The organism is Trinickia sp. (assembly GCF_051953405.1).
GTDB lineage: Bacteria > Pseudomonadota > Gammaproteobacteria > Burkholderiales > Burkholderiaceae > Trinickia.
The window spans coordinates 1-22,539 of sequence record NZ_JBQCIV010000066.1 but is presented as its reverse complement, the minus strand read 5'-3'; the positions used below and the strand labels follow the sequence as shown (position 1 = coordinate 22,539).

23 protein-coding genes and 1 other RNA gene are annotated in these 22,539 nt (G+C 63.6%); 12 read left to right on the top strand and 12 right to left on the bottom strand.

All coding sequences use genetic code 11. The features are described 5' to 3' along the window. The first annotated feature begins 347 nt into the window (after nt 1–347). From ACTHN9_RS10780 to ACTHN9_RS10740, 9 genes are all read left to right on the top strand, one after another. Nucleotides 348–791 carry a FecR family protein gene (locus ACTHN9_RS10780; RefSeq protein ID WP_440536748.1) on the top strand — a complete coding sequence of 148 codons (444 nt, stop codon included), beginning with the start codon at nt 348–350 and terminating at the stop codon, nt 789–791. A gap of 8 nt (nt 792–799) precedes the next feature. Beyond that, nucleotides 800–1,423 carry an OmpA family protein gene (locus ACTHN9_RS10775; protein WP_440536747.1) on the top strand — a complete coding sequence of 208 codons (624 nt, stop codon included), beginning with the start codon at nt 800–802 and terminating at the stop codon, nt 1,421–1,423. 13 nt (nt 1,424–1,436) lie between these two features. After that, nucleotides 1,437–3,494 carry a CHASE2 domain-containing protein gene (locus tag ACTHN9_RS10770; RefSeq protein ID WP_440536746.1) on the top strand — a complete coding sequence of 686 codons (2,058 nt, stop codon included), beginning with the start codon at nt 1,437–1,439 and terminating at the stop codon, nt 3,492–3,494. Between the two features lie 195 nt (nt 3,495–3,689). After that, complete coding sequence (locus ACTHN9_RS10765) at nt 3,690–4,472, top strand: hypothetical protein (protein WP_440536745.1); 783 nt, start codon at nt 3,690–3,692, stop codon at nt 4,470–4,472. A gap of 8 nt (nt 4,473–4,480) precedes the next feature. Then, entirely contained in the window at nt 4,481–5,632 is a 1,152-nt protein-coding gene (locus ACTHN9_RS10760) for a DSD1 family PLP-dependent enzyme (RefSeq protein ID WP_440536744.1), read from the top strand. Between the two features lie 197 nt (nt 5,633–5,829). Next, nucleotides 5,830–6,372 (top strand): crossover junction endodeoxyribonuclease RuvC, encoded by a 543-nt coding sequence (gene ruvC, locus ACTHN9_RS10755; protein WP_440536743.1) that lies wholly within the window; start codon nt 5,830–5,832, stop codon nt 6,370–6,372. Nucleotides 6,373–6,447: 75 nt separating this feature from the next. Beyond that, nucleotides 6,448–7,029 (top strand): Holliday junction branch migration protein RuvA, encoded by a 582-nt coding sequence (gene ruvA / locus ACTHN9_RS10750; protein WP_440536749.1) that lies wholly within the window; start codon nt 6,448–6,450, stop codon nt 7,027–7,029. A gap of 46 nt (nt 7,030–7,075) precedes the next feature. Then, nucleotides 7,076–8,149 (top strand): Holliday junction branch migration DNA helicase RuvB, encoded by a 1,074-nt coding sequence (gene ruvB / locus ACTHN9_RS10745; protein ID WP_440536742.1) that lies wholly within the window; start codon nt 7,076–7,078, stop codon nt 8,147–8,149. A gap of 44 nt (nt 8,150–8,193) precedes the next feature. Next, nucleotides 8,194–9,135, top strand: a complete 942-nt coding sequence (locus ACTHN9_RS10740; protein ID WP_440536741.1) for an oxygenase MpaB family protein — start codon at nt 8,194–8,196, stop codon at nt 9,133–9,135. 91 nt (nt 9,136–9,226) lie between these two features. Here ACTHN9_RS10740 and ACTHN9_RS10735 read toward each other — a convergent pair whose 3' ends face one another. Genes ACTHN9_RS10735 through tyrS form a run of 3 tightly spaced genes read right to left on the bottom strand, consistent with a single transcriptional unit; the run spans nt 9,227 to nt 11,628 of the window. Beyond that, the gene (locus ACTHN9_RS10735; protein ID WP_440536740.1) at nt 9,227–9,910 is read right to left on the bottom strand and encodes a histidine phosphatase family protein; all 684 of its coding nucleotides are present in this window, start codon (nt 9,908–9,910) and stop codon (nt 9,227–9,229) included. Beyond that, entirely contained in the window at nt 9,907–10,368 is a 462-nt protein-coding gene (gene dtd, locus ACTHN9_RS10730; protein ID WP_440536739.1) for a D-aminoacyl-tRNA deacylase, read from the bottom strand. Before dtd ends, ACTHN9_RS10735 begins: the two co-directional genes overlap by 4 nt. A gap of 12 nt (nt 10,369–10,380) precedes the next feature. After that, nucleotides 10,381–11,628 carry a tyrosine--tRNA ligase gene (gene tyrS, locus ACTHN9_RS10725; RefSeq protein WP_440536738.1) on the bottom strand — a complete coding sequence of 416 codons (1,248 nt, stop codon included), beginning with the start codon at nt 11,626–11,628 and terminating at the stop codon, nt 10,381–10,383. 200 nt (nt 11,629–11,828) lie between these two features. On the opposite strand from tyrS, the gene ACTHN9_RS10720 reads away from it, so the two are divergent. Next, the gene (locus ACTHN9_RS10720) at nt 11,829–13,025 is read left to right on the top strand and encodes an anhydro-N-acetylmuramic acid kinase (protein WP_440536737.1); all 1,197 of its coding nucleotides are present in this window, start codon (nt 11,829–11,831) and stop codon (nt 13,023–13,025) included. Between the two features lie 151 nt (nt 13,026–13,176). Here ACTHN9_RS10720 and erpA read toward each other — a convergent pair whose 3' ends face one another. From erpA to rplM, 3 genes are all read right to left on the bottom strand, one after another. Continuing rightward, nucleotides 13,177–13,542 (bottom strand): iron-sulfur cluster insertion protein ErpA, encoded by a 366-nt coding sequence (gene erpA, locus ACTHN9_RS10715; RefSeq protein ID WP_440536736.1) that lies wholly within the window; start codon nt 13,540–13,542, stop codon nt 13,177–13,179. 268 nt (nt 13,543–13,810) lie between these two features. Beyond that, on the bottom strand, nt 13,811–14,203 hold the full coding sequence (gene rpsI / locus ACTHN9_RS10710) for a 30S ribosomal protein S9 (RefSeq protein ID WP_102643874.1): 393 nt from the start codon (nt 14,201–14,203) through the stop codon (nt 13,811–13,813). Between the two features lie 11 nt (nt 14,204–14,214). Beyond that, the gene (rplM, locus tag ACTHN9_RS10705) at nt 14,215–14,643 is read right to left on the bottom strand and encodes a 50S ribosomal protein L13 (RefSeq protein WP_102609495.1); all 429 of its coding nucleotides are present in this window, start codon (nt 14,641–14,643) and stop codon (nt 14,215–14,217) included. 564 nt (nt 14,644–15,207) lie between these two features. Here rplM and ACTHN9_RS10700 point away from each other — a divergent pair. Beyond that, nucleotides 15,208–15,630, top strand: coding sequence for an OsmC family protein (locus ACTHN9_RS10700; RefSeq protein WP_440536735.1), 423 nt, complete (start codon nt 15,208–15,210; stop codon nt 15,628–15,630). 98 nt (nt 15,631–15,728) lie between these two features. Here the strand turns inward: ACTHN9_RS10700 and ACTHN9_RS10695 are convergent, their stop codons facing one another. From ACTHN9_RS10695 to pyrC, 4 genes are all read right to left on the bottom strand, one after another. Further along, nucleotides 15,729–16,547, bottom strand: coding sequence for a hypothetical protein (locus tag ACTHN9_RS10695; protein ID WP_440536734.1), 819 nt, complete (start codon nt 16,545–16,547; stop codon nt 15,729–15,731). A 210-nt stretch (nt 16,548–16,757) separates the two neighbouring features. Beyond that, nucleotides 16,758–17,169: RNase P RNA component class A (gene rnpB / locus ACTHN9_RS10690), an RNA gene on the bottom strand. After that, nucleotides 17,163–18,065 (bottom strand): DUF3025 domain-containing protein, encoded by a 903-nt coding sequence (locus ACTHN9_RS10685; RefSeq protein WP_440536733.1) that lies wholly within the window; start codon nt 18,063–18,065, stop codon nt 17,163–17,165. Before ACTHN9_RS10685 ends, rnpB begins: the two co-directional genes overlap by 7 nt. Before the next feature lie 24 nt (nt 18,066–18,089). Then, entirely contained in the window at nt 18,090–19,184 is a 1,095-nt protein-coding gene (gene pyrC, locus ACTHN9_RS10680; RefSeq protein WP_440536732.1) for a dihydroorotase, read from the bottom strand. A gap of 240 nt (nt 19,185–19,424) precedes the next feature. On the opposite strand from pyrC, the gene ACTHN9_RS10675 reads away from it, so the two are divergent. Continuing rightward, entirely contained in the window at nt 19,425–20,333 is a 909-nt protein-coding gene (locus tag ACTHN9_RS10675; protein WP_440536731.1) for a class II glutamine amidotransferase, read from the top strand. Nucleotides 20,334–20,420: 87 nt separating this feature from the next. Here the strand turns inward: ACTHN9_RS10675 and ACTHN9_RS10670 are convergent, their stop codons facing one another. Continuing rightward, nucleotides 20,421–21,146, bottom strand: coding sequence for an amino acid ABC transporter ATP-binding protein (locus tag ACTHN9_RS10670; RefSeq protein WP_440536730.1), 726 nt, complete (start codon nt 21,144–21,146; stop codon nt 20,421–20,423). 241 nt (nt 21,147–21,387) lie between these two features. After that, the coding region (locus ACTHN9_RS10665) for a Glu/Leu/Phe/Val family dehydrogenase (RefSeq protein WP_440536729.1) at nt 21,388–22,539 on the bottom strand (1,152 nt) is incomplete at its 5' end.

The following is a 22,539-nucleotide window of genomic DNA, read 5'->3' as shown; positions in this document are numbered from 1 at the left end:
CGCCCCACCGACCGCTACGGCGTATCCGATTACCGTGCCACCGAGGCATCGAACTGGCATTCGAGGGACGCAGCTCCCACGCCCCAGCCCCACTGCACCGCTCGCCCTCTTCGCGCGACCGCGTGCGTCAAGCGATCCTGGCTACAGCACAAAAATCGCTCGTCTCCTGTAGTCCGACCATAAAGCTTTGCGACTATCGTCCGATATCAAAATGAATGGCCGTGAAGTCCTGCTCCCTCAATCCGGGGGTGCTCACGGCTGAGCGGGCAGCTTACCCCTGCGCATCCCCTGCGGCTGCGATGGTCTTCGTCAGCACGCCAGCACACTCCATCTTCTACGAGAACCCAATGAACAAGCCTTTGTTGCTGCTTTCCATGGTTTGGCTTGTCTGCTTGAGCGGGCCTGCGATGGCAGCAGCTAACTACGTCGCACTGGTGAGGAGCGTATCCGGAAGCGTCAAGGTGACACGCGACGGCACGACGCTCGACGTGGCCAGCAATACGAAACTCGAGATCTCCGATCACGTGATCGCGGCCCGCGGAGCCACCGCGGCCATCGTATTCAAGGACGGTACCTTGCTCACGCTCGGTGGCGGCGCCGACATCCTGGTGCGCGACTACGTGTTCGAACCCGACGCCGGTCACTATGCTTTTTCCGTGTACATGGCCAAGGGCTCAGCCATCTACGAATCCGGCAGGATCGGCAAGAGCGCACCCCAGTCGGTCAAGATCGAAACGCCGACAGCGACCGTAGGCGTGCGCGGGACGCGCTTCCTAATCGAGGCGAACTGAGCTTTGCCATGCCTCAACTGAAACTGCATTGCGTCAAGGGCTTGGCCGTCATCCTGTTGGGGCTGGTCCTGTTGCTCTCCGGTTGCGCAACCGGCACCGGAACCCGTGTCACGCTATTGCCGGACCAGGGCGGGCATGTCGGCGCGGTCACGGTGTCCACCGCACGAGGGCAACAACGCATCGACGAGGCGTACGGCAGCGTCTTCGTCGAGAACGCCGGTGCGGCGCCTGTTGCGCCCACGAGCACGGACCGGCAGGCGTTCGACCAAGCCCATCGCCGCCTGCTCGATGCCGAGCCGCCGCGATCGTGCAGTTTCATCCTCAACTTCGAGTTCGATAGCGTGGTCCTGACGCCCAAGTCGCGGCAGATGCTGCCCGAGATCCTTCGAACCGTGCACGACCATATGCCGACCGAGGTCACGGTCTCCGGTTACGCCGATGAGGCCGGCACGGCAGAGCACAATTTGCTGCTGTCGGCCAAACGTGCCCGGCATATCGCGGCACTCTTGAAAGGGGTCGTGCAGGACCTGCCGGTGGACGTGCAGTACTTCGGCGACAAGAAGCCGCTGGTGCCCACGCGGCGCGGTGTGCGCGAGCCGCGCAATCGGCGCGTAGAGATCTTCGTCCTTTAAGGCAGGCGCTGCGATGACACCGTATGCCGCATCCGCGAAACTGCCCCGCCGCCCGGCACTGACGTTCGTACTGGCGGGCCTGGCACTCGCGCTGGCCATCGGGCTAAGCGGATCGTTTCAGCTTGCGCCGTGCACGCGCCTGGACCGGGCGATCCTCGATACGCTACAGGTGCACACGGCGTCGGGACGGCAGGCAGCGAACACAGTCGTGGTCGATGTCGACGACCGCTCGCTCGCGGCCGTGGGCCAGTGGCCGTGGCCGCGTTATCGTTTGGCGGCGCTGATCGATCGGATTGCCGCAGAGCAGCCGTCGGCGATTGCGCTGGACATCATGCTGCCCGAACCGGACCGCGTTTCGTTGACCGAAATCCAGCAGACCTTCAAGCGCGATTTCGATGTCGATCTCTCCTTCAACGGCGTACCGGCCGCCCTGCGCGACAACGATGGCTATCTCGGCCAGCAGATGGCTCGAGCCGGCGTAGTGGGCGCGCGTTATTTCTATTTCGACCATGCCACGCGAGACGATAGGCCGCTGCGTCCCGGCATCGGATTCGACGGGCGCGTCGATCTTCTGTCGCTCGATCGTGCATCGGGTGTCCTGGAGAACGTCGAGGCCATTGCGCGCCAAACGCGCGTCAACGGCTTCGTCAATGTCCGTGCGGACAATGACGGCGTGCTGCGCAGGCTGCCGCTGCTGATCGAATATCACGGCGTGGTGCACGCAAGCCTCGCGCTCGCTGCGACGATGCATGCGCTCGGGGTCTCGTCGGCGCGCGTGGAGTCTGGACGTGACGGCCTATCCCTTCGGATTGGACAGCGTGAAGTTCCGATCGACCCATCCGGCTATGCGCTTCTCCGTTTCAACGGCCCCTCGCATCGTTACCCCAGCATCTCGGCCGTGGACGTGCTGGCCGGTCGTGCGCGCGCACAGGACCTGCGCGGCAAGATCGTCTTCATCGGCTCGACGGCGGCGGGCCTCAACGACCTGCATAGGACGGCCGTGGATCGTCTTTTCCCCGGGCTCAAGATTCAGTCGGCACTGACGCAGGACATCCTGGATGGCGACATCGTGCGAGTGCCCGTATGGGGCGCAATGGCCGCGCTGATCGCGGGCATGTTGCTTGCCGCGTTGCTGTGCGGTTTGTTCGTCGCCGGCTGCAGCCTGGCGATGCTTGCCTCGGTCGGATTGTCCGCCGCGCTCGTGCTGCTGGCGCTGGCGACAGCCACCTTCCTGCACGCCAGCCTATTCCTTCCGGTAGCCGCACCGCTGCTGGTGCTGGGCATGGTGACCGCGCTGTGCGTCGTGGTGCGCGCGGCTCTCCACCAGCGTCGCGAGCGGCACTGGCGCAAGCAGTTGGAGAACGCGCGCCAGGTCACCATCGAATCGATGTCCGCTGTGGCCGAGACCCGCGACCCGGAAACCGGCGCGCACATCAAACGCACTCAGCACTACGTGCGTGCGATCGCGCGGCGGCTGAAGGGTACGGGCCATTATGTCGATGTCCTCACCGAGGAATACATCCACCTGCTGTTCCTCTCGGCGCCCCTGCACGATATCGGCAAGGTGGGGGTGCCGGACAACATTCTGCTCAAGCCTGGCCGGCTGACGGAAGACGAGTGGGTCGTCATGCGCAAGCATCCCGAGTTCGGCCGGCAGATCATTCTGAGCACGGCGCAGCAGATCGAAGGCGACAACTTTCTTGCGATTGCAGCCGATATCGCGGCCACGCACCATGAAAAGTGGGACGGCACCGGCTACCCGGCTGGCCTGCTCGGTGCAAGCATTCCGCTTTCGGGGCGCATCATGGCTGTGGCCGATATCTACGACGCATTGATCAGTCGGCGCTGCTACAAGGAACCGTTCTCGCACGAGGTGTCCACGACGATGATGCGCGAGATGGGCGGCACGACGTTCGATCCCGTGGTGCTGGACGCCTTCTTCGAGATCGAAGACGAGATCCGGCGCATCGCGGGATGTTTTCGCGACGAGGACGAGGACGAGGACGAAAGCGATTCGCCGCCCGCACGTTCGAGCGATTCCGTGGTGGCGCCAGCGGAAACATCGGTCTGATTTTTGCCCGTTGCACGGGCTGCAATCGCGTCGGCACGGCGATCTGAGAACCGCCCGTGTCGCGCTCGTTTTTTATCCGACTTGCTATCGCTAAGTGTCGCTAACGTTTCGGTCGGTCTGAAATTCACGCGATTTCGTGATCGTGGACGGTACGCTGTCATGCTCGATGCTCCCACCGCTACCGAGGGTCACCGCATGTCCTACTCTCTTGTCGAGCCCGAGCATTTCACCGAGGAACAACAGTCGTTTGTCGAACGATTCTCGCGAACTGTCGAAGTCGCGTCGTCCGGCAGCGGCGTCATCGCTGGCGTAAAGGACATTCGATCGCGTCACCTGACTGCCACCGATCCATATGGAAAGATCGTCGGCTTACCTCGCGGCAAGGATGTCGCCGGCCGAATGGATCACGATATGCCGTGCGAAGGCACCGCTGCGTTCGCGGATTGCTTCGTACGAGAAGATCGCAGTTTGCTAGACTGCGGCAACGCTGGCGCGATGAAATCGGTACTGAACATACATCGGTACGAAACCGGCCTCGGCGCACTCGTATTCGACAAGTTTTTGCTGAAGCACCGCCCGTCCGCTTCGGTGCTGGGGATCGTCTATTGCGCGTATGCAACCGATTTGGCGCGATTCACGACTTTGTTTCCCGAATATTGGTCCGAGTTTGGCTTGGGATGCAGCCTCGATCGCACGCAGTCCGAGATCATCGACGGCATCGGCAAACTATCCGGTATCGAGTACGAAGTTGCATTCCTTCTAGCCCTAGGCCACAAGGCCGATGCCATCAAGCACTTTTTGCGCCGCTGGCACCCGAAAATCGATCCCGACGTCGGTAGCGCGCTCTTCGGGATCACCGAAATGATGGCGGCTGCGGGTATCCCGATCCAAGGCATACGCGATCGGCTAATCGAAGCCGGCATTCATCAACGCATTCCGTCGAGGTTTTTCGACAAAGGCGTCGGAGTTCACCCTTAGGAGTTGCCTTGTCCCGTTCTCCCACCCTTGGCCCGAACGCCTACTTAATCGGCGTACCTGGCGGACGTCACACACTCGATACGCCGGCGTTATTGCTGGATCGCACCGCGCTGACGCGCAACATCGCCAAGATGGCGGCCATCGCCGAACGCCACGGCATCGGCTTACGCCCTCACGTCAAAAGCCACAAATCGGTGCGTATCGCGCAGATGCAGATCGAAGCCGGCGCGCTCGGCGTGAGCTGTGCGACGCTCGGGGAAGCCGAAGCCATGGTGGAAGCCGGCATCCCGGGCGTGCTCGTCACCTCGCCCGTCGTCAGTACGAACAAGCTGCGTCGGCTCGTAGCCCTCGCCGACAAAGCCGGCCCGCACCAGTTGACGGTCGTCGTCGACGATCCTCGCAACGTCGCGGAACTTGCCTTGCATGCGGCGCGGCTGGCCGACCCGCTCGACGTGATCATCGATTACCACGCGGGCTACCATCGCACCGGCGTGATCGACGAAGCCGCCGCGCTCACGCTCGCAAGCGCCATCGCCGAAACCGGCATGCTGACGCTGCGCGGCGTGCAAGCTTACGGCGGGCACCTTCAACATATCGAGGCGCGCGCTCAGCGCGAAGACGCGGCCGCGCAATTGCGCGAATCCGTGGCATCGCTCGTCGATAAACTCAAATCGGCCGGCTTGCCTATCGATATCGTCACGGGCGTGGGCACCGGTACGCATGAAGCGGACGCGTCCGCTGGCGTGTTCACCGAAATGCAACCTGGCTCATATGTCTTCATGGACGTCGAATACCACCACGTATTGGCGGGCGGCGAATCGGGCGCGCCTTTCGATACGTCGCTATTCGTGCAGAGCACCGTCGTCAGCACGCAAGCGCCGGAGTGGGTGACCCTCGACGCCGGCACCAAGAGCTTCGCTGCCGACAGCGTCGCGCCGGTTGTCGCACGAGGCGTGCAAGGACCGTCGCGCTACGCGTTTTTCGGCGACGAGCACGGCAAGCTCGTCGTCGATTCTGCGCATCGGCCGTCGCTCGGCGCGCACGTGGAATTCGTCACCCCCCATTGCGATCCCACGGTGAATTTGTACGATCGCTACCACGTGGTCGATGGCGATACGCTCGTCGACATTTGGCCGATCGAGGCGCGCGGCAGGCTCTGAGTTTGCGCGGGCAGCCGTCGCGCCAGGAAGCACACGCGCCGGCTGCCGGTCCGGCCTCTCCTGAAAGCTCGCCCAGCGCCTTGGCCGAGCACCGCCGAGGACGCGCTCTCGGCCCGGTACCGCAGCCGCGTGCGCCCACCATCGGCGCACGCGGCCGTTCGTTGTAGTATCTCGGGCACTTAGTCCGGTTTTAGTTCATGAGAATTCTCGGCATCGACCCAGGCTTGCGCGTCACCGGCTTCGGCGTCATCGAGCAAGCAGGCCAGCGGCTCACTTATGTCGCGAGCGGAGTCATCCGCACGGGTGATGGCGATTTGCCCTCCCGCCTCGGCACGATCTTCGACGGCGTCTCGGCGCTGATCCGCCAGCACGCGCCCGATCAGTCAGCCATCGAAAAGGTGTTCGTCAACGTCAACCCGCAATCGACGCTGCTGCTCGGCCAAGCGCGCGGCGCGGCCATTTGCGGGCTCGTCGCCGGGGGCGTCCCGGTCGCCGAATATACGGCGCTTCAGCTGAAGCAGGCCGTCGTCGGATATGGCCGGGCGACCAAAGAGCAAATGCAACAGATGGTCGTGCGCTTGCTGAACCTATCCGGGGTACCGGGCACCGACGCGGCCGACGCACTCGGCATGGCGATCTGCCATGCGCACGGCGGCAATACGCTCGATACGCTAGGTGGGCTCGCACCGGCGCTGGCCAAAAAGGGATTGCGCGTCAGGCGCGGGCGGCTCGTTGGATAGCCGGCCTGCGGGGCGCGTTTTCGGTCGGCGCCCGCCGTGCGATACACTCGCGCTTTCGGTCCCTCCCTACCCGCCATGATCGGTCGCATCGCCGGCATCCTGCTCGAAAAGAATCCCCCCCACCTGCTCGTCGATTGCAACGGCGTCGGCTATGAAGTCGACGTGCCGATGAGCACCTTCTACAACCTGCCGTCGACAGGCGAAAAAGTCGTTCTGCTGACGCAGCTCATCGTGCGCGAAGACGCGCATCTGCTGTACGGCTTCGGCACCGTGCAAGAGCGCGCCACGTTTCGCGAGTTGCTCAAGATCAGCGGAATCGGTGCGCGGATGGCGCTGGCCGTGCTCTCGGGTATGAGCGTGCAGGAACTCGCGCAGGCAGTCACGCTTCAGGACGCGGCTCGGCTGACGCGCGTGCCCGGGATCGGCAAGAAGACGGCCGAGCGGCTGCTGCTGGAACTGAAGGGCAAGCTGGGCGCCGACATCGGCGCCGCCGCGGCCGCTGCTTCGCCGTCGGATCATGCCTCCGACATCCTCAACGCCCTGCTCGCGCTGGGCTACTCGGAGAAGGAAGCGCTCGCGGCAATCAAGAACGTGCCGGCCGGCACCGGGGTGTCCGAGGGCATCAAGCTCGCGCTCAAATCGTTGTCGAAGGGCTGAGCGGCGCCGGGCGTGAACGGCCGGCCCGCGCGGTACAATGGCACGCATGATCGAAACCGACAAACTCGCTAGCGAGCGCATCATTTCCGCCACGCCCGCGTCGTCGCGCGAAGAGGCCTTCGAGCGCGCGCTGCGTCCGCGCCAGCTCGACGAATACGTCGGCCAGGAAAAGGTGCGCGGTCAGCTCGAAATTTTCATCGAAGCCGCGAAACGCCGCTCCGAAGCGCTCGACCACGTGCTGCTGTTCGGGCCGCCCGGGCTCGGCAAAACCACGCTGGCGCACATCATCGCCCGTGAAATGGGCGTCAACCTGCGCCAGACCTCAGGGCCGGTGCTCGAACGCGCCGGCGATCTCGCCGCGCTGCTGACGAATCTCGAAGCGAACGACGTCTTGTTCATCGACGAAATCCACCGGCTTTCGCCCGTCGTCGAAGAAATCCTGTATCCGGCGCTAGAGGATTACCAGATCGACATCATGATCGGCGAAGGCCCGGCCGCGCGCAGCGTGAAGCTCGATCTGCAGCCGTTCACGCTGGTGGGCGCGACCACGCGCGCGGGGATGCTGACGAACCCTTTGCGGGACCGATTCGGCATTGTGGCGCGCCTGGAGTTCTACGATGCCGAGCAACTCTCGCGCATCGTGCGCCGCTCCGCTGCGCTGCTGGGCGCGCAGATCCATCCGGAAGGTGCATTCGAGATCGCCAAACGCTCGCGCGGCACGCCGCGGATCGCCAACCGCTTGCTACGCCGCGTGCGCGACTACGCCGAGGTCAAGGCCGACGGCGCGATCACGGCGCGCGTGGCCGATGCGGCGCTGGCCATGCTCGACGTCGATCCGGTCGGGTTCGATCTCATGGACCGCAAGCTGCTCGAAGCGATCCTGCACAAATTCGACGGCGGGCCCGTCGGTGTCGATAACCTTGCGGCTGCGATCGGCGAGGAACGCGATACGATCGAGGACGTGCTCGAGCCCTACTTGATCCAGCAGGGCTACTTGCAGCGCACCCCGCGCGGGCGCGTGGCGACGCTAGCGGCCTACCGCCACTTCGGCCTGGCCACGCCCGACGCGCAAAGCCCCGTGCGCACGTTGTGGGACGACGCCGGCAACACGTCGGCGTAGCGCGCCCGCTTTCAACGGATCCGTTTCATCAAGGCGACGCAGCGATGTCCGAACCGGCCGATCGACACGCCAACAAGGACGGTGACGCGCACCCCGAGTTTGTCATGCGCTTGCGCGAGCGGATTTCGCAAAGCGTCCTCAGTATCACGAGCGGTAGCGGTCCCACCCTCGATTACGCCCATCCGCCCGGCGATCCGGGTTTGTTCGGGCCGGACGCCGTCTGCTGGAAGGTGCATGCCGATTTCACCTCGATGATGATCGGCGGCATCAGCGCGTTGATGCTGCAGGCGCTGCATCCGCTGGCGCTTGCCGGCGTGTGGGATCACTCCACGTTCCGCACGGACATGCGCGGAAGGCTCCGGCGCACGGCCACTTTCATCGCGGGTACGACCTACGGCTCCCGCGCCGATGCGCTGGCACTCGTGGAACGCGTGAAGCGAATCCATTTATCCGTCACGGGTATCGCGCCCGATGGCCGCCCGTATCGCGCGAGCGATCCGGCATTATTGACCTGGGTGCATGTGGCGGAAGTGTCGAGCTTCCTAGCGGCGCATCTGCGCTATGTGAATCCCTCCCTATCGCTCGCACAACAGGACCGGTACTACGCGGAGGTAGCGATGATCGCGCGGCTGCTCGGCGCAATCGATGTTCCTACCACGCGTGCCCAGGTGGCCGAGTATTTATCCTCGATGCGACCGGAGCTTGAAGCGGGCGCAAGAACGCATGAAGTCGTGCGTCTCCTACGCCATGCCGCACCACCCGATCGCCCGCTCATGAAACCGGCGGTCGGCTTGATGTTGAATGCCGGCGTCGATTTGTTGCCGCCATGGGCGCAGCACATGCTCGGCTTCACGCCGCTTGCGCGGGTACGCGCGGCGCTCGCCCGCCCGGGCGTGCGGATCGTCGGGCCGGTCATTCGGTGGGCGCACGTGAATGCGGTCTCGAAGCGGGCGAAACGAAGGGTTGCGGGAAAGGACGACGTTTAGCGCAGACCCGGTACCAACGCCGCGCCGACGAACGAGCGCGCAAACGCGAGCGCGGATCGGCGGCGTTGTCCTTGCCGCGCTGCGGCGCCAATCAGCGGCCGGATGGGGGCATCCGCTTGAGTCCGTCATCGGCGCTCACGCCGCCGAGATGCGAGACATCGCCCCATTCGACGATGCGGGCCTCCATCATGCCGCCATCGCGCTGAAAGTCGACCACGTTCACGCTCGTATTGAGCAAGGGCCAATTGCGCGGCGCATCGAGCGGCAGGCCGTTCGCGAAACGGTACACGCAATCGAGCACGCCGCCGTGCGTCACGACCGCGATGCGGCCATCGGGATGCGCCGCAATCAACGGGTCGAGCGCATGCAGCACGCGGTGGTAGAACACCCGCTGCGATTCGCCGTCGGGCGGCGTGAAGCCTGGATCGCGCGTTTGCCAGTGCGCATATTCATCGGGAAAGCGTTCGGCTATCTCGCTGCTGTCGTGGCCTTGAAACGCGCCGTAATGGCGTTCGCGCAATCCCGGCACCAGTTGCAAGGGCAACCCCAACGCCTGCGCCACCGGCTGCGCGGTCTGCTGTGCGCGGATCAGGTCGCTTGCCCAAATCGCATCGAGGCGCTCCCCGGCTCTCGCCTCTTCGGCGAAGCGATGCCCAAGCCGCCTTGCCTGCTCGACACCGGTCTCGGCGAGCGCGATGTCGATATGGCCTTGGATACGCTTGATGCGGTTCCAAGCGGTCTCGCCGTGACGGATGAATAGGATTCGAGTGCTCATCCGTTGCGCGCCTGGAGCCAGAACGTGACCGGGCCGTCGTTGACGAGGGACACTTGCATGTCCGCACCGAACTCGCCGGTCTCGACGAGCGGATGCTTCCCGCGCGCGCTAGCCACAAAGTAATCGAACAAGCGCCGGCCCTCATCGGGCGGCGCCGCCGGCGTGAAGCTGGGGCGCAAGCCGCTGTTGGTATCGGCGGCAAGCGTGAACTGCGAGACGAGTAGCAACCCACCGGCCGTACCGTTGCCGTCGATGTTCTGCACGGATAGGTTCATCTTCCCCGCCGCATCGCTGAACACGCGATAACCGAGCACCTTGGCCAGCAGCTTGTCGGCCTGCGTATCGGCATCGCCGCGTTCCGCGCAAACCAGCGCGAGCAGGCCCTGGCCGATCGCGCCGGTCACCCTGTCGTCCACGCGCACTTCGGCGCGACGCACGCGTTGAATCAGCGCGATCATCGCTTAGGGCCCCTATGCGGTCAGCGTAACGCGTGCAAAACGGCGCTTGCCGACTTGCACCACGAACTCGCCGGCTTCGACTTTCAGGGCCTTGTCCGACACGGTGGCACCGTCGATCTTCACGCCGCCTTGCTCGATGTTGCGCAGCGCCTCGCTCGTCGACGGCGCGAGCCCCGCCTGCTTGAGCAGTTGACCGATCGCGAGCGGCGCGCCCGAAAGCGTGACGGAGGGGATGTCGTCGGGCACACCGCCTTTGGCGCGGTGATTGAAATCCTCGAGCGCACGCTCCGCGTCAGCCGGCGAATGAAAGCGCGCGACGATTTCCTGCGCGAGCAGAACCTTGAAGTCGCGCGGATTGCGCCCCTCTTGCGCCTCGCGCCGGAAGCGTGCGATTTCGTCGAGACTGCGGAACGACAGCAATTCGAAATAACGCCACATGAGCAGGTCGGAGATGCTCATGAGCTTGCCGAACATGTCGTTCGGCTTTTCGCTGATCCCGACGTAGTTGTTCTTGGACTTCGACATTTTGTCGACGCCGTCGAGCCCTTCGAGCAGCGGCATCGTCAAGATGCACTGCTGTTCCTGCCCGTACTGCTTTTGCAGTTCACGGCCGACCAGCAGGTTGAATTTCTGATCGGTGCCGCCCAATTCCAGGTCGGCGTTGAGCGCAACCGAGTCGTACCCCTGCATCAACGGGTACAGGAATTCGTGGATCGAAATCGGGACGCCGCCTTGGAAGCGCTTCGTGAAATCCTCGCGTTCCAAGATGCGCGCCACCGTATAGCGCGACGCGAGCTTGATCATGCCGTCGGCGCCGAGCGGCATCGACCACTCGCTGTTGTAGCGGATCTCGGTTTTCTCGCGGTCGAGCACGAGGGCGGCTTGATCGAAATACGTCTTCGCATTCGATTCGATTTGCTCGCGCGTGAGCGGCGGACGCGTGGCGTTCCGCCCGGACGGATCGCCGATCAACGACGTGAAATCGCCGATCAGAAAGATGACCGTATGCCCGAGGTCCTGCAGTTGGCGCATCTTGTTCAGGACGACCGTGTGCCCGATGTGGATGTCGGGTGCGGTGGGATCGAGCCCCAGTTTGATTCGCAGCGGCGTGCCCGTGGCCGCGCTGCGCGCGAGCTTTTGGGCGAACTCCTCTTCGATCAAGAGTTCATCGGCGCCGCGTTTTGCGACGGCCAGGGCGTGACGCACCTCGTCCGTGATCGGAAACGGCGAGGCAGGCTTGGAGGTGGGCTCGGTGCTCATTCGTAAGAATCGGTGATTCCGGCTGACGGACGGTGCAAAGGTTCAATTGTCCCATATCTGGCCGCGCGGCTGACACGATCGCGCCGCCCTTAGCGCGTCCGGCCGTTCTCGCGGATAATCGGTCCCGCAAGGCAAGGCAAGCGCATAGGCGCTGGGTTCGGGCCGTCCCACGGGCCCGCTACGACGACAAGGAGCAAGAATTGGCCGCAAGCGCGAGGCAAACGGGTGCCGATGGCGTGTATTTCGGGCTGATGTCGGGCACGAGCATGGACGGCGTCGACGGCATCGCCGTCGAATTGCGCGCGGGCGAAGCGCCGCGCGTGCTGGCCGATGCGTTCGTCGGCTTCGCCGATGGGCTGCGCGAAGCGCTATTCGCTTTGCAGCAGCCGGGCGAGAACGAAATCGAGCGCGAGGCGCTGGCCGCGTCCGCGCTCGCGGCACGCTACGCGGTGTGCTGTCATGAGTTGCTGCGCAGCGCGAACGTCGGTCCCACCCACGTCCGCGCGATCGGCGTGCATGGCCAGACCGTGCGGCACCGCCCCGAGAAAGGCTACACGAAGCAAATCAACAACCCGGCGCTTCTCGCGGAGATGACCCATATCGATGTTGTCGCCGATTTCCGCAGCCGCGATGTGGCGGCGGGCGGCCAGGGCGCACCGCTCGTGCCGGCTTTCCATGCGCAAGTGTTCGGGGCGCAAGACGAAACGCGCGTCGTCTGCAACCTGGGCGGCATCAGCAACATTACGGTCTTGCCTCCCGCACGCGTTCGGGCCCCGAGCCGCGAGGCGCGGGCGAGCGGCGGTATGGGCGACGGCGAGGTCATTCGCGGCTTCGATTGCGGTCCCGCGAACGTGCTGCTCGACGAGTGGGCGCGGCGCCATCTGGGCACGCCGTTCGACGAAAGCGGACGGTTCGCCGCGGGCGGCACCGTGCACCAATCCCTACTGAATGTGCTGCTCGACGAACCATTCTTCGAGCAAGCGCCGCCTAAGAGCACGGGGCGCGACCTGTTCAACGCGCAGTGGCTCGACGCGAGGCTCGCGGGCTTCGAAGCGCTCGCGCCGGCGGACGTTCAAGCGACCCTCGCGGCACTGACCGCCGTGAGCGTCGCGCGCGAGATCGAGCGGCATGCGCCCGGGTGCCGCGCGGTATACGTGTGCGGGGGAGGCGCCCGTAATCCCGAATTGCTGAAAGCGCTCCAGCACGCGCTCGATCGAAGCGGGGTGAGCGGCGTATCGGTGATGACAACCGAAGCGCTCGGCGTACCGCCCCATCACGTGGAGGCGCTAGCCTTTGCGTGGCTGGCGATGCGCTGTGTCGAACGAACGACGGGTAACTTGCCCGCCGTGACTGGCGCGGCCGGCGAGCGCGTGCTGGGTGCGATTTATCCGCGCTGACGGTGCGTGCTGTCGCGGGCGGCCGCAGGACGGCGGCCAGCAGGGATGGCATGGCGCGTTGCCGCCGCGCCAACAAGAAACGGGGCCGAAGCCCCGTGTGTATCGTTTTCCGGCGAAACGAACCGCCCTCGCCAGGCGTTTCAGCGTTCGGTCAGACCGAGAACGACGAACCGCAGCCGCACGTGGTGGATGCGTTCGGGTTCTTGATGACGAACTGAGCGCCGTTGATATCGTCCTTGTAGTCGATCTCGGCGCCGACCAAATATTGGTAGCTCATCGAATCGATCAACAGCTGCACGCCGGCCTTGTTCATGACCGTGTCGTCTTCGTTGATCGTCTCATCGAAGGTGAAGCCGTACTGGAAGCCCGAGCAGCCGCCGCCTTGCACGAACACGCGCAGTTTCAGATCGGGGTTGCCTTCCTCGTCGATCAGTTGTTTCACTTTGTCGGCCGCCGCGTCCGTGAAGACGAAGGGGCTCGGCATTTCGGTCACGGGGGTATCGGTGACGGCGGTCATTCGGACTCTCCAAAAAAGCTTTTAAGCGCAATTGCTTACCAGCGCTATTGTATGGCCCTTCGCCGACTCGTGCTGAGCCGTTCTGAGGTAACCCTATGAATGCAATGGGTTCTAGGGCCGCCGCACCGACACGATGGTCGGCACGCTGCTCCAGATAAGGGCAAAAGGCGCGAAATAAAGGGCGCGCCGCAAACGAAAAAGCCGCCGTGCACAGGCAGCGGCGGCTTTTTCGGTAGCGCCCCGCATGAAGCGGCGCGCTTCGAAACGATTAACGCTTCGAGAATTGCTTCCGGCGACGTGCCTTGTGGAAGCCGACCTTCTTACGTTCGACTTCACGAGCGTCACGCGTGACGAAGCCAGCGTTCGACAGAGCCGGCTTCAGCGTTGCGTCGTAGTCCATCAGCGCGCGCGTGATGCCGTGGCGAACCGCACCGGCTTGGCCCGTTTCACCGCCACCCGAGACGTTGACCTTGATGTCGAACGTCGTGGCGTGGTTCGTGAGTTCGAGCGGCTGACGCACGATCATCAGCGACGTTTCGCGCGAAAAGTAATCCGCGATGGGCTTGCCGTTGACGACGATGTCGCCCTTGCCTGCCTTGATGAAGACACGAGCGACGGCGCTTTTGCGGCGGCCCGTACCGTAGTTCCAGTTACCGATCATGTGGGCTCCCCTTAGATCTCGAGCGCCTTCGGCTGTTGCGCCGAATGCGGATGCGTGGCTTCTGCGTAGACCTTCAGCTTCTTGATCATCGCGTAGCCGAGCGGGCCCTTCGGCAGCATGCCCTTGACGGCCTTCTCGAGCGCGCGGCCCGGGAAGCGTTCTTGCATCTTGCCGAACGTCGTTTCGTAGATGCCGCCCGGGTAGCCCGAGTGACGGTAGTACTTCTTGTCGGTGGTCTTGTTGCCCGTGACCTTCAGCTTGCCGGCGTTGATGACGATGATGAAATCACCGGTGTCGACGTGCGGAGTGAACTCAGGCTTATGCTTGCCGCGAAGACGGCGTGCCACTTCGCTGGCGACACGGCCGAGAACCTTATCCGTCGCGTCAATCACGTACCATTCGCGCGTCACCTCTTCGGCTTTGGCGGAAAACGTCTTCATGATCGATCCAAAAAATTAACCTGCCCTTCATGTTTTTTCCTGCTTAGGTTGGCGCATCGAGGCACCGTGCAGGCTCTCCCTGTTCTTCTTCCGCGGGCATGGATGCGGAAAAGCCCTGAATTATAAAGGAATTTGGTCCAGTGCGTCAAAGGGCTGCTTGCCCAATGCCGAACGCGGGCGAAATGCGACGGCGAGCAGGTCGAACCGAGGCTTCGAGGCCGTGCGGGCCTTGGCGCGCCGCCGAAAATCGGGGCGAGACGCCCGCGGAACAACGGTGCGCCGGCAACGGCCAAAAAAAAGCCCGAACTCTGGGCTCGGGCTTAATCCACCTAAGGAGGAGGGTGGAGGAGACATGCGGAGATTGTCGAGAACGACAACCAATGAGTCGCATTGTACAGAGGGAACACCGACTAGGCAAGAAAATTTGCATGGCGAAATTCAATACCATATTGTGAAATAACGAGCCATCCCGGGGCATCGCCGGCCGGACAGGTTTCGTGCCTTGGCGGGGCTACAATGCCGGATCGATCGAACATCAACGTAAGCACAGCGGGAGTGGCGAGAATGGAATGCAAAGTGAGCTGGATGGGGCCGGACGGGATGGCATTCGCGGCCGAAACGGGCAGCGGCCATCTGGCGATGATGGACGGCGCGCCGGAGGGCGGCGGGCGCAACCTGGCGCCGCGTCCGATGGAAATGGTGCTGCTCGGCACCGGCGGGTGTACCGCCTACGACGTCGTGATGATCCTGAAAAAGAGCCGCCAGGAAATCGCAGGCTGCTCGGTCACGCTCAAAGCGGAACGCGCAAGCGAAGACCCGAAGGTCTTCACGAAGATTCATTTTCACTTCACGGTGACGGGTAAGAACCTGAACCCCGCCACCGTCGAGCGCGCGATCAATTTGTCGCACGACAAATACTGCTCGGCCTCGATCATGATCGCCAAGACGGCCGACCTCTCGCATTCGTTCGATATCGTCGAAGCCTGAGGTGCCGCCGCGCCCGGCCGACCAGGCCGGCCTCGCAGGCTCGCCCGATAGGCAGCCCGGCCGTGTCGGGTGCCTGCGGGGGTCGCCGCGATGCGGAATCATTGGGGGGGTAGATCGATGCCGTACGTCATCTCGACGTAATTGCCGTCGCCAGGTGTTGTCGGGGTTGCCAATACGCCGCAGTTGGCCGAGCCGACCGTATCGATCGGCACGACGCGCACATGGCCCTTCGACGTGCGGTCATAGCGCACGTTTAAAGGACCAAAAATAATCGAAGTCTTTTCGGTCATGCTACAGGGAGCCGTCGAGCCCTCTACCCAGCCGGTAGGAAACGCGAGCGCCATCCCGCCGCGATTGACCCAAAATCGGCCGATCTCGTTGCGGCTCACGAGCGTCCCCTTTTCGTCGAAATCGGAAACGAATCCCTGCAAGAGCGTTTTCGTGTCGGTCGTTTTCACGAGGTTGGCTTCCAATTCGTACTTATGGCCCTGTTGGGCGGCGATATCGAATGCGCAGGTGATGCCGGGGCCCCAGTCGGCGCCCGTGTTGCAGTTCTGGGGCGTCTCTATCTCGCCACCGCTCGTTCCGAAATAGGAAAAATGCGCCTGGCCCCCATAATTCATGAGCGACATCGGCGGGTTGATTCCGATATACATGACGTCCCCGCCCCCGGAGCCCTTAAGCGGACCCAGCACGAACTGGGTGGCGATAAAGCGCGTCCCGATGGGGGCCGGCTTCAGAGTCTGGAATTGGTAGGTCGCTTTGAGATTGGTAAAAAACCAACCGACCCCCGTTTCCACCGGATCGTATACCAGATTAATGATGTTTCCGGCTTTGGCTGGCTCGAAGTAAGTCTGCTCAAGGATATCGGCCGAAGCCATGCGGCTTGCAAACAGTGCACCGACGATCGCCCACATCCACAACCCGTTTCTCGTTTTCATTTCGTACCCGTGTCGACGTTAGGGCCGCTTGTCGAAATTGCGTCAGCCCAATGGCACTGAATGATTGACGATTTTTTATCGGTTATCGATGGCAGACTTGCCGTTTTCCCGACGACGCAAGAAGCCGAGCCTATCCATTTCCATATAGCGAACTTCGGCCGGCACGCGACACGACATCGAAGTAAAAAGCAAAGCAGGCCGATAAGCCGGATTCTGTGCGCTTGCCATCCCTTGCGGCCTGGCAAGCGTGGCAGCCATTCCTCTAGGCGCGCCATTGCTGACGCGCTCGAGCTTCCTACCCGCAGGCCAGACGGGGGCCCCGCCTTGCGTCCGAGGACGCGTGCCTGCCTATTTGGAATTGCTCCGGGTGGAGGTTACCGTGCCGTCTGCGTCGCCGCAGCCGCGGTGCGCTCTTACCGCACCGTTTCACCCTTACCTGATCCCGGCTTGCGCCGGGCCATCGGCGGTTTGCTCTCTGTTGCCCTGTTCCGCGTGTTGCCACGGATGGCCGTTAGCCATCACCCTGCCCTGTGGAGTCCGGACTTTCCTCGCCCCTCCCGGCGCAAACCGGGAAAGCCGCGACTGCCTGGCCTACTTTGCTGGTGCGGAGTTTACCACCGCGGGCGACGTCGCGCGGGCATCGGCACCGCGGGCGCGCCGTCCCGCGCGAAACACGTGCGGGTCGTCGTAGAAATGCGGATCGGTATTCGCAGGCCAAAAGCCCGGCACGCCCAGCACCGGCAGCGGGCAATAGCGGCAGGGATCGAGCGGGCCCTCGGCCAGCGACGCCGCTACGGATCGGTCGAGCCATAGCGTCTGGCGCTCGCGCGGCCAGCCGAAATACTCGGGCGGTGCCGCAACGATCCATGCGTGTCCCGTGCACGCCTTGTAAGGGACAAGCAGCTTCTCGAGCAACGCATGGCCGAACACGCGAACTTCGCAACGCGAGCCCCATGCCTCGCGCGCATCGACGAAAAGCCGCCGCCATTCGAAGCCCGCGAGGTGCTCGCCGAGGCCGGGGTCGGCGCACACGAACAACACGGCATTCTCATCGAACAACGTGAGGAAATCGCGCTCGGCGCCCCGCGCGCCGGCAACCCCGTCGCGCTCGATCGCTCGTGCCTGGCGCGCATTGAGCGTCGCCTTCACACGCGGATAGGCGAACCAAATGAGTGCGTTGAAGAAATCGTGCAAGTTGCGGCGCGTCGGCACCCTGCCCGTTTGCGCGATATACGCTTCGTAGGCCACGGTCGCCGGCAACTCGGCCTGCTCGACAAACGACAGCGGCTTACCGCCGCCCGTCTTATGGCCCGCCTCGCTTGCCTGCCTTGCAAGCATGCGCACGAAATGCGCGGGATCGGCCTGCGCGTCGCGGTGCCAGCGCGTCCCGCGCTCTTCATAAGGCGCGAGCCAAGGCGCGGACCAGTCGATACGCTCCAGGTTCGCGATCGGCGCTCCCTCCCCGAACGCGGCTGCCGATTCCCGCTCAGTCATCGCGTTGCGATGCCGAATGCGCCGTCAGGCCAGCCGCCAGCCGATCGTCTCGCCCGCGCGCAGCGGCACCACCGCCGCTTCGCCCGCGACGATCTCGGCCGGTAGCGTCCAGCTTTCGCGCACGAGCGTCACGCGCTCGGCGCTGCGCGCCAAGCCGTAAAAATCGGGACCGAAGAAGCTGGCGAACCCTTCGAGCTTGTCGAGCGCACCGGCATTATCGAACGCCTCCGCATAGAGTTCGAGCGCATGCAACGCCGTGTAGCACCCGGCACAGCCGCAGGCATGCTCTTTCAAGCCCTTCGGGTGCGGCGCGCTATCGGTACCGAGGAAAAAGCGCGGATTGCCGGACGTCGCCGCTTCGACGAGCGCGACGCGATGCGTTTCGCGCTTAAGCACGGGCAAGCAGTAGTAATGCGGGCGAATGCCGCCCTGGAAAATCGCGTTGCGGTTGTACAGCAGGTGGTGAGCCGTAATCGTCGCGCCGAGCAGCCCCTGCGCTCCACCGTCATCGCGCACGTAGTGGGCGGCATCTTTAGTCGTAATGTGCTCGAAAACCACCTTGAGCGCGGGAAAATCGCGACGCAACGGGATCATGACGCGATCGATGAAGACCTTTTCGCGATCGAATAGATCGATCGACGAATCGGTCACTTCGCCGTGCACGAGCAGCGGCATCCCCACTTCCTGCATCGTCTCGAGCGTCTTCGCGCATTTCGACAGATCCGTCACGCCGAAGTCGGAATTGGTCGTCGCGCCGGCCGGATACAGTTTCACCCCGTGCACGAAGCCGCTTTCGCGCGCGCGGCGGATCTCGTCGGGCGGCGTGTTATCGGTGAGATACAAGGTCATCAACGGTTCGAACGTCGAACCGATCGGCAGTGCCGCGAGGATGCGCTCGCGGTAAGCGCGCGCGGCATCGACGGTGGTCACGGGCGGCTTCAAGTTCGGCATGACGATCGCGCGGCCGAACTGGCGCACGGTATGCGGTAGCACGGCACTGAGCATCTCGCCGTCGCGCAAATGCAAATGCCAATCGTCGGGACGGGCAATGGTGAGCGAAGAGCGTGCGGGCGTGCCGCTCGAATGCGCGGCGTTCGGGGACGAATCGGAAACGGTCATGGCGACGATCGGGCAAGAAAGCCGGCGCAGCGCAGCCGCCCGGCGGTGAGAAGTAGACGAAGTAGACACCGTTAGCCGAAGCAAACCCGCTGCCATCGTGGGAAAACCGCAACGGCCGCGCGACCACGGCCGCCGATTTCGCTTTTTTCGGCCGGCGGCTCGGTATATGCTTCGAAAAAACATATTGTAGCGGGTTCGCCAAACGGGCCCGCCCGTTCACACGCTCCGCCCAGCCGTAACATGTGCCAACTCCTCGGAATGAACTGCGCCGCGCCGACGGACGTCACGTTCTCCTTCACCGGCTTCGCTGCGCGCGGCGGCATCACCGATCATCATGCCGACGGCTGGGGCATTGCCTTCTTCGAAGACAAAGCCTGTCGCCTCTTCATCGACCATCAATCGTCGGCCACCTCGCCGATCGCGGAGATGGTCAAGCGCTACCCGATCAAATCGAAAAACACGATCGCCCATATTCGCAAAGCGACCCAGGGCCATATCCTGCTGGAAAACTGTCACCCGTTCATGCGCGAACTGTGGGGCCGGCATTGGATCTTCGCCCACAACGGCGATTTGCAAGGCTACCGTCCCGAACTCACCGGCGTTTATCAACCGGTCGGCACCACCGATAGCGAACTCGCCTATTGCGCGCTCATGCAAGGTTTGCGCCGCGCGTTTCCGGGCGCGCAGCCCCCCTTGCAGGAATTGTTCGATGCGCTGGCCGCACTCACGCGCGAGATCACGAATTACGGCGTGTTCAATTTCTTGATGTCGAACGGGCAAGCGCTGTTCGCTCACTGCTCCACGCATCTGCATTACATCGTTCGACGCTGGCCGTTTTCGACGGCACATTTGATCGATGCCGATATGTCGATCGATTTCGCGCAGTACACGACGCCCGAGGATCGCGTCGCCGTCATCGCAACGCAGCCGTTGACCGACGACGAAATCTGGACGGCCTTCGCGCCCGGCGATTTGTTGATGTTCCAGGACGGCGAGGTCGCGGCGCGCGCACATATTCCGGTGCCGCCGGCCGTACTCGAAAAAGCGCGCAACCCGGCTTGCGATCCTAGCGCCTCGGCCACGATGCGGCCGGCATCCGCGTCGACGCTGCAGGCCGACGCCGACGATATCGCGGCCTTCGAGTCGTAACATCCGGTCGTAAGCGGCCGCCAGAGGCGTCGGCCTGCGCGAGGCTACCCCTCGTTCGACGCAGCGGCCCGCGCCGCCGCGGCACGCTCAGTGCAAAATCTTCGCGAGAAACTCCTTCGCGCGATCGGACTTCGGGTTCGCAAAGAAGGCGTCTTTGCGATCGTCTTCGACGATCAGCCCGCGGTCCATGAAGATGACGCGGTGCGCGACCTTCTTCGCGAACCCCATCTCGTGCGTCACGCACATCATCGTCATACCCTCTTGCGCCAGTTCGACCATCACGTCCAGCACCTCGTTGATCATTTCGGGATCGAGCGCGGAAGTGGGTTCGTCGAACAGCATCGCGACCGGATCCATCGACAGCGCCCGCGCGATCGCCACGCGTTGCTGCTGACCGCCCGAGAGCTGCGCCGGAAATTTATCGGCCTGCGCTTTCAATCCCACGCGCTCGAGCAGCGCCAAGCCTTTAGCCGCGGCTTCGTCCTTGGAGCGGCCGAGCACTTTGATCTGCGCGAGCGTCAGGTTCTCCATGATCGACAGATGCGGGAAGAGTTCGAAGTGCTGGAACACCATGCCGACTTTCGCGCGCAGCTTGGATAGGTTCGTCTGCTTGTCGCGTAGCGATTGACCGTCGACGACGATTTCGCCTTCCTGAAACGGCTCGAGGCCGTTCACGGTCTTGATGAGCGTCGACTTGCCGGAGCCCGACGGCCCGCACACGACGACCACTTCGCCCTTCGCGACCTCCGTCGTGCAATCGGCCAACACCTGAAACGTGCCGTACCACTTCGAAACATGCTTGATCGAAATCATCCCGGTCATCCCTTTGCGGAAAAACGAACACCGGCTATCCCCCTGGCCGGTGAAGCCTTCGCATGATACGCGGATGGGCGCGCGGCGGCGAAACCGCGGCGTTGCGCGGGACTGCACCGAAGCGAGCGCCCTAAACGAAAAGCGGGCGACATCTCGCGATGCCGCCCGCCAGGGGAAGCCGGCCGCGCCGTTTGGGGCGCACCGGCAAGTCAAACCCGTTTCGCTTGTGGCGAATAGGGAATCAGGGGTAAAGGCCACGCATTTCGCGCGCCATCAAAATCCGCTTACATGCGACGATGAACGCCGCCGTACGCATCGACACCTTGTTCTCGCTCGCGACTTGCCACACGGCGTTGAACGCTTCGCGCATGACGCGCTCGAGACGCTGATTGATTTCGTCTTCGGTCCAGAAGAAGCTCGAGAAATCCTGCACCCACTCGAAGTACGACACCGTCACGCCGCCCGCGTTGGCTACCACGTCGGGGATGATCAGCACGCCCTTGTCGTGCAAGATGTCGTCGGCCGCCGTCGTCGTCGGGCCGTTCGCGCCTTCGACGATGATCTTCGTCTTGATCTTGGCTGCGTTCTTTTCCGTGATCTGGTTTTCGAGCGCGGCCGGAATCAGGATGTCGGTTTCGATCGTCCAGAATTCGTCGTTCGCGAGCGGGTCGGCGCCCTTGAAGCCGCCCACGCCGCCCGTGTTCGCCACGTGTTCGAGCAGCGCCGTCGCGTCGATGCCGCTCGACTTGTAGAGCGAACCCGTGTGGTCTTGCACCGCGACAACCTTGGCGCCCGCTTCTTCGAACAGACGCGCGGCAATACCGCCCACGTTACCGAAACCTTGCACCGCGATGCGTGCGCCTTGAATGTCGAGGCCCACGCGGCGCGCCGCTTCCGTGCCGACGACGAACACGCCGCGGCCCGTCGCTTCACGGCGGCCCAGCGAGCCGCCCAGCGAGATCGGCTTGCCCGTCACGACGCCCGTCGACAGGTTCCCTTCGATCATGGCGTACGAATCCATCATCCATGCCATGACCTGCTCGTTGGTATTGACGTCCGGCGCGGGGATGTCCTTGGTCGGGCCGATCAGCATGCTGATCTCGCTCGTGTAGCGGCGCGTGAGGCGCTGCAGTTCGCCCTTCGACAGCGTGGACGGATCGACGCGGATGCCGCCCTTGGCGCCGCCGTACGGCACGTTGACGGCCGCGTTCTTCACGGACATCCATGCGGACAGCGCCATCACTTCGGACAGCGTGACGTCCTGGTGGAGCAGCCATGCCGCCGGCCTGCGCGCCACCGACGGCAGCTCCGGCGTGATCGCGGTGCACGTCAGCGGCGACGATTCCGCGGCGGCCAGCAGCGCGCACCGGATCATCGAGCAGACCGCCACCCG

Bases quoted from the DNA above. Each gene is read 5' to 3' on its own strand.
- ACTHN9_RS10780 (WP_440536748.1), top strand. From the start codon at position 348: ATGAACAAGCCTTTGTTGCTGCTTTCCATGGTTTGGCTTGTCTGCTTG.
- ACTHN9_RS10775 (WP_440536747.1), top strand. From the start codon at position 800: ATGCCTCAACTGAAACTGCATTGCGTCAAGGGCTTGGCCGTCATCCTG.
- ACTHN9_RS10770 (WP_440536746.1), top strand. From the start codon at position 1,437: ATGACACCGTATGCCGCATCCGCGAAACTGCCCCGCCGCCCGGCACTG.
- ACTHN9_RS10765 (WP_440536745.1), top strand. From the start codon at position 3,690: ATGTCCTACTCTCTTGTCGAGCCCGAGCATTTCACCGAGGAACAACAG.
- ruvC (WP_440536743.1), top strand. From the start codon at position 5,830: ATGAGAATTCTCGGCATCGACCCAGGCTTGCGCGTCACCGGCTTCGGC.
- ruvA (WP_440536749.1), top strand. From the start codon at position 6,448: ATGATCGGTCGCATCGCCGGCATCCTGCTCGAAAAGAATCCCCCCCAC.
- ruvB (WP_440536742.1), top strand. From the start codon at position 7,076: ATGATCGAAACCGACAAACTCGCTAGCGAGCGCATCATTTCCGCCACG.
- ACTHN9_RS10740 (WP_440536741.1), top strand. From the start codon at position 8,194: ATGTCCGAACCGGCCGATCGACACGCCAACAAGGACGGTGACGCGCAC.
- ACTHN9_RS10735 (WP_440536740.1), bottom strand. From the start codon at position 9,910: ATGAGCACTCGAATCCTATTCATCCGTCACGGCGAGACCGCTTGGAAC.
- dtd (WP_440536739.1), bottom strand. From the start codon at position 10,368: ATGATCGCGCTGATTCAACGCGTGCGTCGCGCCGAAGTGCGCGTGGAC.
- tyrS (WP_440536738.1), bottom strand. From the start codon at position 11,628: ATGAGCACCGAGCCCACCTCCAAGCCTGCCTCGCCGTTTCCGATCACG.
- erpA (WP_440536736.1), bottom strand. From the start codon at position 13,542: ATGACCGCCGTCACCGATACCCCCGTGACCGAAATGCCGAGCCCCTTC.
- rpsI (WP_102643874.1), bottom strand. From the start codon at position 14,203: ATGATCGGTAACTGGAACTACGGTACGGGCCGCCGCAAAAGCGCCGTC.
- rplM (WP_102609495.1), bottom strand. From the start codon at position 14,643: ATGAAGACGTTTTCCGCCAAAGCCGAAGAGGTGACGCGCGAATGGTAC.
- ACTHN9_RS10700 (WP_440536735.1), top strand. From the start codon at position 15,208: ATGGAATGCAAAGTGAGCTGGATGGGGCCGGACGGGATGGCATTCGCG.
- ACTHN9_RS10695 (WP_440536734.1), bottom strand. From the start codon at position 16,547: ATGTGGGCGATCGTCGGTGCACTGTTTGCAAGCCGCATGGCTTCGGCC.
- ACTHN9_RS10685 (WP_440536733.1), bottom strand. From the start codon at position 18,065: ATGACTGAGCGGGAATCGGCAGCCGCGTTCGGGGAGGGAGCGCCGATC.
- pyrC (WP_440536732.1), bottom strand. From the start codon at position 19,184: ATGACCGTTTCCGATTCGTCCCCGAACGCCGCGCATTCGAGCGGCACG.
- ACTHN9_RS10675 (WP_440536731.1), top strand. From the start codon at position 19,425: ATGTGCCAACTCCTCGGAATGAACTGCGCCGCGCCGACGGACGTCACG.
- ACTHN9_RS10670 (WP_440536730.1), bottom strand. From the start codon at position 21,146: ATGATTTCGATCAAGCATGTTTCGAAGTGGTACGGCACGTTTCAGGTG.